Annotated in this window: 14 protein-coding genes; 1 reads left to right on the top strand and 13 read right to left on the bottom strand. The window is 43.6% G+C overall.

What is annotated here, in order from left to right; translation table 11 throughout:
- The 11 genes from IPH84_16860 to IPH84_16810 form a co-directional block, all read right to left on the bottom strand.
- The coding region (locus IPH84_16860; protein ID MBK7174853.1) for a PKD domain-containing protein at positions 1-581 on the bottom strand (581 nt) is incomplete at its 3' end.
- 73 nt (positions 582-654) lie between these two features.
- The gene (locus IPH84_16855; GenBank protein MBK7174852.1) at positions 655-897 is read right to left on the bottom strand and encodes a hypothetical protein; all 243 of its coding nucleotides are present in this window, start codon (positions 895-897) and stop codon (positions 655-657) included.
- A 41-nt stretch (positions 898-938) separates the two neighbouring features.
- Entirely contained in the window at positions 939-1,247 is a 309-nt protein-coding gene (locus IPH84_16850) for a PKD domain-containing protein (protein MBK7174851.1), read from the bottom strand.
- Positions 1,136-1,429 (bottom strand): hypothetical protein, encoded by a 294-nt coding sequence (locus tag IPH84_16845; GenBank protein ID MBK7174850.1) that lies wholly within the window; start codon positions 1,427-1,429, stop codon positions 1,136-1,138. Before IPH84_16845 ends, IPH84_16850 begins: the two co-directional genes overlap by 112 nt.
- A 168-nt stretch (positions 1,430-1,597) precedes the next feature.
- Positions 1,598-1,960 (bottom strand): hypothetical protein, encoded by a 363-nt coding sequence (locus IPH84_16840; protein ID MBK7174849.1) that lies wholly within the window; start codon positions 1,958-1,960, stop codon positions 1,598-1,600.
- 207 nt (positions 1,961-2,167) lie between these two features.
- Positions 2,168-2,404 carry a hypothetical protein gene (locus IPH84_16835; GenBank protein ID MBK7174848.1) on the bottom strand — a complete coding sequence of 79 codons (237 nt, stop codon included), beginning with the start codon at positions 2,402-2,404 and terminating at the stop codon, positions 2,168-2,170.
- Entirely contained in the window at positions 2,398-2,571 is a 174-nt protein-coding gene (locus IPH84_16830) for a hypothetical protein (GenBank protein ID MBK7174847.1), read from the bottom strand. Before IPH84_16830 ends, IPH84_16835 begins: the two co-directional genes overlap by 7 nt.
- A gap of 3 nt (positions 2,572-2,574) precedes the next feature.
- Complete coding sequence (locus IPH84_16825) at positions 2,575-3,156, bottom strand: hypothetical protein (protein ID MBK7174846.1); 582 nt, start codon at positions 3,154-3,156, stop codon at positions 2,575-2,577.
- A gap of 9 nt (positions 3,157-3,165) precedes the next feature.
- Positions 3,166-3,420 (bottom strand): hypothetical protein, encoded by a 255-nt coding sequence (locus tag IPH84_16820; protein ID MBK7174845.1) that lies wholly within the window; start codon positions 3,418-3,420, stop codon positions 3,166-3,168.
- Positions 3,420-5,855, bottom strand: a complete 2,436-nt coding sequence (locus tag IPH84_16815) for a choice-of-anchor L domain-containing protein (protein ID MBK7174844.1) — start codon at positions 5,853-5,855, stop codon at positions 3,420-3,422. The genes IPH84_16820 and IPH84_16815 overlap by 1 nt, the downstream gene beginning before the upstream one ends.
- A gap of 212 nt (positions 5,856-6,067) precedes the next feature.
- On the bottom strand, positions 6,068-6,676 hold the full coding sequence (locus tag IPH84_16810; protein MBK7174843.1) for a DNA-3-methyladenine glycosylase 2 family protein: 609 nt from the start codon (positions 6,674-6,676) through the stop codon (positions 6,068-6,070).
- Between the two features lie 512 nt (positions 6,677-7,188).
- Here IPH84_16810 and IPH84_16805 point away from each other — a divergent pair.
- Positions 7,189-8,496, top strand: coding sequence for a site-specific integrase (locus IPH84_16805; GenBank protein MBK7174842.1), 1,308 nt, complete (start codon positions 7,189-7,191; stop codon positions 8,494-8,496).
- A 619-nt stretch (positions 8,497-9,115) separates the two neighbouring features.
- Here the strand turns inward: IPH84_16805 and IPH84_16800 are convergent.
- On the bottom strand, positions 9,116-9,574 hold the full coding sequence (locus IPH84_16800) for a hypothetical protein (GenBank protein MBK7174841.1): 459 nt from the start codon (positions 9,572-9,574) through the stop codon (positions 9,116-9,118).
- Positions 9,571-9,811 (bottom strand): hypothetical protein (locus IPH84_16795; GenBank protein ID MBK7174840.1); only part of this gene is annotated, 241 nt, incomplete at its 5' end. The genes IPH84_16795 and IPH84_16800, both read right to left, overlap by 4 nt.

Below are 9,811 nucleotides of genomic sequence, written 5' to 3'. Positions count from 1 at the left end.
AGTTCACGAGGGCATGGGAACATTGGTGATCGGGTGGCTGCGCTGGTTCTCACGTATCCTGCCGTATCGGTAACGGTGAAGCGTAACGGTATAGGTCCCGGCAAAGCGTAGGTATACATGGCTGGGCGACTGTAAGGTATTGCCGCCATCCCCAAGCTCCAGTACCAGCTGGCAATAGGTGGATCGCCATGCACGCAGGGTGAACTGTGCAGGATTATCCTGGCAGGCGCTCTGGAAGCTAAAGTCGGTAACAGGCAAGGCTTGATGGTTACAGGGTAGCTGATCGTGTCAGAGCAGCCATTTAAGGTGAGCGTGATCAGGGTCACGGTATAGTTGCCCGTTGCGGCATAGCTGTGGGTAGGGTTCTGATCGGAACTGGTATTGAAGATACCGGAACCCGGGTCGCCAAAGTTCCATTGCCATGAGTTAAACCTCTTCCTGAAGTGAGAAAGGTCTGTAAAATGAACAGGGCTGTCCTTGCATTGGCCTGGGTCAAAAACCCGGCTGTTGGGGAACCAAACACATTCACCACCTGGAGAAGCTATGGTACAGCCCTCGGAGTTGGTAACGGTAAGGGTCACATTGAAGGGCCTGCAACTGCGTAGGTGTGCGTTACATCCAGGGGATCGCAGGGAGAGATGGTCTGAACAGGGTCTATCGCCAAAGTCCCAGCTCCAGCTGGTCAGGTAGCCCGATTCTGGTACTCTGATTGAAGCCTGATGGGCCCTGGCAGTTATCGGTGGCAGAGCTGAACAAGGCCGTTGGTGGTGGGGTAACAATCAGGGTGTGGGAACGGGATCCTTCACATCCTGCCGTATCGGTGATGGTTAGGGCTGAGTATAGGTGCCTCTGCAATATAGGTGTATGGTGTGTTGCGCGTATTGGAAGTAGAGCCATCGCCAAAATCCCAGTGGTGAGTAGCGTGGCACTCAGGTTGATCAGGTACTGTCGGCCAAAAAAGGTGGGGTGCCCAGGCAGCCGGTGGTACTATTAAAATCAGCCAGGGGAGCGCCTTTTACATTCACCTGGCGAATGATAGTGTCGCTGCAGCCATTAAAATTCTGTACAATCAGGGTTACATTATACAATCCTGCTGTTGTATATAAATGGGTGGGGTCTTTAAGGGTGCTGGTGTTCAGCGATCCAGAAGTAGGATCTCCAAAATCCCAGCTCCAGCTGGCACCCCCCCTCCATTGGCATTGCTCGCACCATTGAAAATAGCAAGTTCGTCCTGGCAGTTGCTCCAGAAGTCAAAGGCGGCAAGGGGACGGCGGGTGACGGTGATAGTAGTGCTGTAGATATCCGTGCAGTTGCGGCTGTTGGTGATATACAAGGTCACTGCATAAGTCCCGTCTCCGGCATACGATAGGTGGTATTGGAGGTATTGGGGAAAATCAACGGCATTAGGTGTGCCATCGCCAAGCTCCATACCCACTGACTGATGTACGCCCTGTCCGACAGGGTTGTTACTCAGGTCAATGAAGAAACTGGGATCACCCAGGCAGTTGGGGGTGTTGGTAACTGAAAAAGCATTGGGATGAGAGTGACTTCTAAGGGATGACTGATGGAATAGGTACAGTTGTTGGTATCTTCTACACTAAGGATTACCTGGTAGGTACCATAGGTAGGATAAATATGATATGGGTTGGTCGGGGCATTGAAGGTGGAAAGTGCCAACGCCAAAGTCCCAGTGCCAGTTGCTGATTTTATCAACATAGTTCCCACTGACAGTGAAAAATGTGGTATCAGAATTACAAACGGTATTGGCTTCAAAATCGGTGACTGGAATAGGATTCATAATTACGGTAACCGTATCATTCATAATCTGTTCACAGTTGCCTACAGGATTTATACCCCTAATGGAGTATTGCCCGGGAATGTTTTTGATGCCAAAACTTAAGGGATTGCCAGTACCTGCCTGGTTGGAGCCTTCCAGGGCCCCAATTGAGCAGCAGCTCATAGTTCATGCCTGACCTGGAACCTGACAATCCAATGATGACTCCCGGTGTCCCTTCGCAGAACACCCCGTTATTGGTAACAGTGATTGAAAAAGGATCGGGTAAAGGATTGATGGTAATGGAAGCCAGTCCATGAATAGAGTCATTGGGGGCATTGCAGAAGTTATCATTACTAGCAGTTACCCAATAACTGGTGGTAACTGGCGGACTCACACTGAAAACATAAGGTGAACTCGCTGATATTGTTCACCGTAACAGGAGTAGTACCATTGGTATAGGTCACCGACCAGGGGGGTCCTGTCAGGGCGATGCTTATTGGGGGGAAGTGGCTTCGCAGATGCTTGTTGTTCCGCTGATGGTAGCACTTGGCCTCGTGCACGGTAAGCCACAAAAGTCACTTCCTGTAAGGCTCTGGCATCCGCCAGTCCCAGGGTCAGTACTACCACATTTCCGACATCATTTGGACCGGGGTATAACTGGGGTTGAGGATATTGGGATTACTGAAACTGCCATCTCCCGAAGTCGTCCAGTTGATAATTGACTGGTACTGAGCCGTGGCGGCCGCCAGAGGGAATGGCTTTGTCCGCATATTTGTCCATCGGGGGCCCGTCATTGCTCACGGGGTGGGATCAATCTGGAGCAAGACCTGGTCATTCACAAATGTTCCAGCGCACTGCCCATTCCCTTCCAGGGTAAGGGTAAAGGTGATGGTGCGGTTTACTGTGCTCAGGTCGATAGGACCGGCAAAATAGGTGGGGTTCAGAATGTTGGGATTACTCAGAAAACCATCTCCTCCCACAAAAGTCCATTGGATATTGGTAATATCATAATTATTCCCAATCCCGGCAAGGGTAAACTGGGTGGTATTGCTGCAGATAAAGTTATCAGACCCTGCATTAACCACAGGAAAAGGTGAAACAGCAAAAACCCTTGTATCGGTCACTGTCTGTGCTGAACAGGAAAGCCTTCCCTGCACTGCAAAGGTGAGGGTGACGCTTCCTGCATTGAAATCCAGGTTGCCAGGCATATAGGTGGGGGAAAGCAGGGTGTTGTTATTAAGGTACCATCTCCTGCAACCATTGGTAGGATGAGAAGTTGGTGGCCACAGCTCCGGTAACGTTATGGGGTTCAGCACGCAGAAGGCATCATCGGGACTGGCACTGTAGTAGGTATGGGATCGATGGTAAGGTGAGGGCATCTGCATCATTCATTGAATTACAGGTCCCATCCCTTGTCCTGTCAGGGTGAGGGTAACGCTTCCAATAGCAATATCGTTTACTCCGGGCGTATATACTGCATTTGCCAGATTGGGGTTGCTAAAAGTCCCGTCACCAGAGCTGCTCCAGGTAAGCAGTGAACAGAACTGCTGGGTGCCGGACAGGGTGTAGGTCCCGGCCGCACAAATGGTGGCATCGGTGCCTGCAGCCACATCGGGCAAAGGGGTAAAGTGAGCGGCGGTCATCAACAGAGATTATTTCCCGGCACATTCAAAGCACCTGATACGGTAAGGGTGAGGGTAACAGTGCCGGTTTCACAAAAGGCAGGTACATAAGTGGGTGTAAGGGTATTATTATTGATCAGCGATCCGGCTCCATTCTCTGTCCAAAGCACACCCGAAGCTGTTGTGTTTAAAGCAGAAGCCCCTGAAACGGTATAGTTCATCCCCTGGCAGGTGTTGTCGTCGAGACCGGCATCGGCAAAAGGCTTGGGATTGATGGTCAGGGTAAGCTGGTCAGTGGACTGAATAGCATTACAACTGAGTGAACCATCCCCACGGAAACTAAGAATGACTGAACCGGCTGCAATATCCGCAGCAGATGGGGTATATACAGGGTGAATGCTGGTGGGGTCGCCGAAGGTGCCAGTACCACTGGTCGTCCAGAGTAATGCCTGGCAGAAATTGGCCATGGAGTTATTAAGGGTATAAGTACTTCCTGCACAGATGGAAGCAGATGGCCCTGCCAGCACAAAGGGTGGAGGGTTCACCGTAAGGATCATCTGGTCGGTGGCTTGCTGGGAAGCGCAGGAACCGGTGCCATTGACTGTAAGGGTGAAAACCACATTGCCCATCTCACCGGGAATGGGGGTATAGGTAGGTGTAAGAGTTGTGCCACCGGTAAGTGTACCCGGACCATTTTCAGTCCAGGTAAGGGTAGCTGCATCATAATCAGTGGCCAGTGCAGCAAGGGTATAGGTATCCACCTGGCACATATCATCATCGGGGCCGGCATTGGCGGTGGGAGGAGGGTCAATCTGCAAACTGAGACTGTCAGAGTAGAAATGCCCTGCACAACCGCCCAGTCCTTCGATGGTTAGTTTTATCCATATCAAACCCTGTTCATTGGTTCCGGGCGTGTAAGTGGGTGATAAGGAAGTTTGTCCGGAAAGTGAGCCTATACCGGTATGTGTCCAGCTGATGGATCCTGGATTATAGTTCAGGGCATTACCCGAAAAAGTAATAGGTGAGGAAGAGCAAGTGCTGCCTGAGGGTCCGGCTTCAACAAGGGGTGTAATGACCGTTATTTTCACACTGTCATTTGAAACTGAGCCACATCCGTCGCTTATGGTTACATAATAGGTAGTGGTATTGGCCGGGCTTACGGATATCCCGGCAACAGTATCACCGGTACTCCAAAGGTAGTGATAGGGCTCAGTACCTCCATTATGGAGGACTGTGAGATTGGTGACCTGGTTGCAGTTTACTGTCAGGTCATTAGGTGCTAATGCCTGCAGAACAGGATAGTCATTGATATAGAAAATGGAGGTTTGATTCTGAGATCCACTACAGGTAACGTTAGAGTAAGTAATTTCGAGCGTTTCCTGTCCTTCGTTGATCCCATCGTTGATAGGAATTACATTAATTGATGCTGTCTGACTTCCCGCAGGAATTACCAGGTTTGCCGGAAGGTTCGGATAATCAATGCCATTCAAGGCTGTGCCTGCATAGGTTAGCGGAATAATAACCGGTAAAGTGGGAATGGAATCGATACCAAAGGTGATCAGTGCTGAATTGCAGCCTTCAACCATGGTGGTATCAATCAAAGGGTTCGAATAAGTTGTTGTTACATCTATCGGATTACTGGAAAAACTGCTTTCCTGCAGAAAAACACCAGTATTGAGAGATTGATCGTCAGCATTTGCTACAGCAAGTTTAATGTGATAGGTAGTACAGGCAACAACGGTAACAGTAGCCTGAAATACAGTCGTATATGCATTAAACACAAAATTAGGGTCTGTAATTTTCCCAGTGCTTCCGCAACCAGAGCACCCGCCAGAGCCAGCATAATTTGTGATATAATAGTCGGAATTAGTTACACAGTTGACATTATTAATAGATACCGGGACAGTTGTAGAAGGAATCAATGCGATATTGACAGAGCTATTGGAATAAGGCCCTGATAAGCCAGGTCCGCTGATAAAGAAACCAAAGCCATCATTATAGGGTGAATTGCAGGGTGGGGCATAGGTTGCATATTCTTCTGAAGTGAATACGTAATTGAAAGAGAGTTGTGTACCTTGAGGAATGAAGTCAAATTCGAGGATACTCCCATTATTTGTGTTAACCCCGCAAATAGCATTCATATCCGGGTCATTCTGTACAGCAGATGTGCCAGATCCTCCCATGCCTCCATTTGGTGGATTCGGAATTGAATTTACATTCCCTGTTGCCAAAACCACCCCTGAAGCAATACCAATATTGCTAGGTCCTGAGAACGTTCCCCTGGCAATATTACCCCCGTTAAAGGTCACGTTACTATAAGATATCCCGGTCCCAACAAGGGTTTGGACCAGATCATCAGGGGTAACGGTACTATTGATTACCATTTGGGAGAAACCCTTATTGGCAAGCATCAGTATCACCAGAAATGGGAGGATCAGTCTGGTAAAAGTTCGCATGTTAAGGCAGGTGTAAGAGAGTATAACACGGCAATATTAAAAGGTTGCCTGAGATTGCTGTGATAATAACAAAATTAGGTATTAATTGGGTTTTCGGGTTATTAAAAAAAATTATAAGTTATTCATTTTGTATCACCATGCTGATCATCTACTGCAATAGTATTTGAGAATCATTCGAAGTAAATTTTATTAATTGCTTTGATTAAGGTTAATCAAGACCTTCCTCGTTTGCATAGATAATAATGCCACAAAAAATAGGTAGCAAGAGAACGAAATGGTTTCCACTTTTCTGCACATTCAAGTATTTCATCTTTTGTTTGGGCAGTTGTGAGTTCCATAATTGTTTTAACGACAGCAATATCCCCGGAAGGGAAAATGTCTTTTGCCTGCAAACAGAACATCAGGTAGATATCTGCTGTCCAATCACCAATACCCTTGATTTCCTTTAGTTTTGTTCTAACTTCAGACTGGGTTAAGCCTGGTAATTTTTCTAATTCAAGCTTGCGATCTAATATAGCCTTTGAAAGTTCCTTTAAATACCTGGATTTCTGTCTGCTGATTTGGCACACTCGCATCTGATCATCAGAAAGTTTTAATATTTCTTCCGGGATAAAGTCAGGTATATAAGTATTGAGCTTATTGAAATGAGCATTTGCGGATTGTAAACTCACCTGTTGTTCCAGGATAATCTTGCACAGCGTGATAAATCCTTGAGGTCTGTTCCAATTAGGAGGTGAACCATATTTAGCATTTATGGTCGCAAAAATGTCATCAACCTTGGTAAGTTTATCTATATCAGTTTGATTAACAATAGGATCCATAGTTGGTTGATTTTCCAACAGATTTATGCAATAATTTGAGACACTGGCTAAAAATACTTTTCCAAAGAATCAAAAGCCTGTCCGGTTGACTAAATTAAGATTTTTCAGGTAGATAAATACTGGTAGGGAGGCCAGTTGAATTATCTAAATATGGAATACAATTCTCCTGTTCTAACTCCTGTATATTGAAATCTGAGAACCAGAGGCAGATGATTACTTTTCTTGAATGTTAGATAGTTTATGATTAAAAATAAAAAAGCCGCCATATGGCAGCTTTTTAAATAAGTGACCCCGACAGGGTCACAAAAGCCGTTTTATATGATTTTTTCTTGTTTTTTAAAATTTTGTAAACATCATAAAATCAATTATATACACTATCGCAATTTTTTGTCATTTTATTTCGTTTTTTGAAAAAGGTATGTAAAAAGGTATGTAAAAAGGTATGATAAATGATTATCTTTGGTAATTCTTTTTATCGTTTCAATCATTTTTTTGACATAATTACTCAACCAATGAAATTCAGTTTAAAATTTAGATCTGAGCAGCGGAAAAATGGAATTGAAAGCCTAAGGACCGAAAAGGTGCCCTTATATGCAGATATTCGATTTGCAGGACAGAGATTGAACTATTTTACCGGATATAAAATCGACAGTGTTAATTTTGATTCTTTATCAGGAAGAGTGAAAAAGAATAGTTCAGGGTATCAAGGGCGGACAAAAGTTAATTATAGCATTATAAATGGCAAACTGATTGATATTGAGAAAGAACTTAAAGATATATTCGAAGGTACAACCCAGTCACCAGACAAGGAGGTTTTGAAATCTAAACTTGCACAGATATGTTGTAAAGCTGAAAAAATGCCAGAAGTAAATGAATTGGATTTCTTCCAGGCTTTTAATTATTATGTAGAAAATTGCAGTCTTTCATTCGGCAGGAAGAAACATGTGAAGACTACTATCAATCACTGGAGAAGGTTTGAAGCCTTCAAGAAGGCACATTTTAGTTTTAATAACATTACACCTAATGTATTGGCTCAGTTTGAATCATATCTGAAGAAAAACTGTTTGCGGCCAAAAAGCCGCTCTTCCAAAGAATTGATTCTTAGTCCAATCAGCCGAAACACTATCCATAGCATCATGAAAATGACCAGAACCTTCTGGAATGATGCCAGGAAAAGAGGGATTACTGACACATATCCATTCAAAGATTATGAAATACCTGCAGAAGTGTATGGAACTCCGGTTTATATCACACTTGATGAGCGGGATTTGCTTTATCATGCAAGTATTGAGAATGAAAAACTGGCTAGGGTCCGTGATGTTTTCTTGTTTCAGTGCTATGTGGGAGCAAGAATCGGTGATTTGTGTAAACTCACAAAGGGAAATGTTAACAATGGGGTTTTAAGCTATATTCCCAGAAAAACTAAGGATGGGAAGCCTGTAACTGTAACAATACCACTATCAGAAAGAGCAAAGGAGATTATCTCCAGATATGATCTTCCAGGAAATATGTTATTGCCTTTCATTAGCGACCAGAGGTATAATGACTATCTGAAAGAGCTATTCAGCCACGAGAATATTAGGTTAGACAGAATTGTAACAAGATTAAATCCGCTAACCAGAGAACCTGAGCAGGTACGATTATGTGATATTGCAAGCTCACATCTTGCCAGAAGAACATTTATTGGCAACCTTTTCGGAAAGGTTGACTCTGATATAATTTGCTCGATGAGTGGACATGTACAAGGGAGTAGAGCCTTTAGCAGGTACCATGATGTATCAGTTGAGCTACAGAAACATGCTATTGATTTACTAAAATAGCTTGTATAGCGATGAACAGACTAGAAATAGGGTAAAAATAATAGACTGATTACTGAATTTTATTTTAATTAATGTAATAACATATCCTTGTTGTGTCAAGTAGTGCACAAAAAAATGATTTATTTGGGGCGATAGTGGGCGATAGTGGGCGATAACGGGCGATAGTGGGCGATAACGGTCAATAACGGTCAATAACGGTCAATAACGGTCAATAACGGTTGATTGCGGTTGATTATTGGGCAATTTCGGATCATATTGGAGGATATTGGTAAAGAAAACGTGCAAAATGAGCATTATTTCTTAATAAATTGCCTATTTTTAATAAAAAACTCTTCAATCTGACATGAAATCCCTCTATTTTTTCAATATTCATGGGGTTTATAGCCTGTTTAAGCCAATTTATTTAAATATCTAAAAACCAGCGCATTGATATTATATCTCATAAAATCCGCTTTTTAGAGGTCTGAAAACCTTAATGGCTGAATGTAATAACAAAAAATCGCAATAAAAATCAATAGTCCATGGGAAATTCTATTGATTCAAAATTTGTAGATGTCTACAAACCCTTATTGAAACAATTCTTGGCTCAAACGGTCGTAGATTTAAAACCAATCTTTCACTATCTTCTTAGACTGACAATTAAGCTTCCGACATTATCAGAATATTGTCCAGCAGCATCATTCATTGAAAATTCAAGTATCCCTGATTCTGATGTGATAAGATCGAGAGTTGAACCAACTATGAATGGTGTACCATTATTGATTCTTCCTATTAGAGCTCCAACATTTGTTCCAGGTAAGACAACATCTGAGCCTCCTATTCTACTGAACCCATTTGGGCCAAATAGACCAAATTCAGGGCCACTAGAGGCATGACACCACGCTCCAGTTGCAATATTAATATGCTCTCCTCCTATTTTAACGTCCACGGAACTTGACGGCCAGATATTTTTTGCGGAAACACTAACAGTTTCAAGACCACGAAAAGTTATTGTTGGATTGTTTGGAATATTAGGTATCTGAGTTAATTCACCTGCATTACTATTTCCTGGATATAACACATATGCTGCCGCATTCAATAAAACCTTACAATTGCCCCTGCAATTGGTATGGGTGCCACTGCAGCTCCAAACGCTGTAGAGACAATAACTGTGATGATAAAGCCATATGTATTAGCTGTTAATCCTCCAACTAATGCAATAGCATCTTTAAATGAATTAGAAGAATCTGCTAGATTTTCTTTGGACTTATATAGTGATTTTAGTTGATTGTAACTTATACTATGCTGATATTGCAAGATTCTATCACCAGTTTCC

The organism is Bacteroidales bacterium (assembly GCA_016707785.1).
Lineage (GTDB): Bacteria > Bacteroidota > Bacteroidia > Bacteroidales > UBA4417 > UBA4417.
The sequence above is the reverse complement of the archived record's forward strand: the minus strand, read 5'-3'. Positions and strand labels throughout refer to the sequence as shown.

Coding starts and splice junctions, on each gene's coding strand:
- IPH84_16810 (MBK7174843.1), bottom strand. CDS start 6,676: ATGGATCCTATTGTTAATCAAACTGATATAGATAAACTTACCAAGGTT.
- IPH84_16845 (MBK7174850.1), bottom strand. CDS start 1,429: ATGGAGCTTGGCGATGGCACACCTAATGCCGTTGATTTTCCCCAATAC.
- IPH84_16830 (MBK7174847.1), bottom strand. CDS start 2,571: ATGACGGGCCCCCGATGGACAAATATGCGGACAAAGCCATTCCCTCTG.
- IPH84_16805 (MBK7174842.1), top strand. CDS start 7,189: ATGAAATTCAGTTTAAAATTTAGATCTGAGCAGCGGAAAAATGGAATT.
- IPH84_16840 (MBK7174849.1), bottom strand. CDS start 1,960: ATGAGCTGCTGCTCAATTGGGGCCCTGGAAGGCTCCAACCAGGCAGGT.
- IPH84_16855 (MBK7174852.1), bottom strand. CDS start 897: ATGGCTCTACTTCCAATACGCGCAACACACCATACACCTATATTGCAG.
- IPH84_16815 (MBK7174844.1), bottom strand. CDS start 5,855: ATGCGAACTTTTACCAGACTGATCCTCCCATTTCTGGTGATACTGATG.
- IPH84_16825 (MBK7174846.1), bottom strand. CDS start 3,156: ATGCCCTCACCTTACCATCGATCCCATACCTACTACAGTGCCAGTCCC.
- IPH84_16820 (MBK7174845.1), bottom strand. CDS start 3,420: ATGACCGCCGCTCACTTTACCCCTTTGCCCGATGTGGCTGCAGGCACC.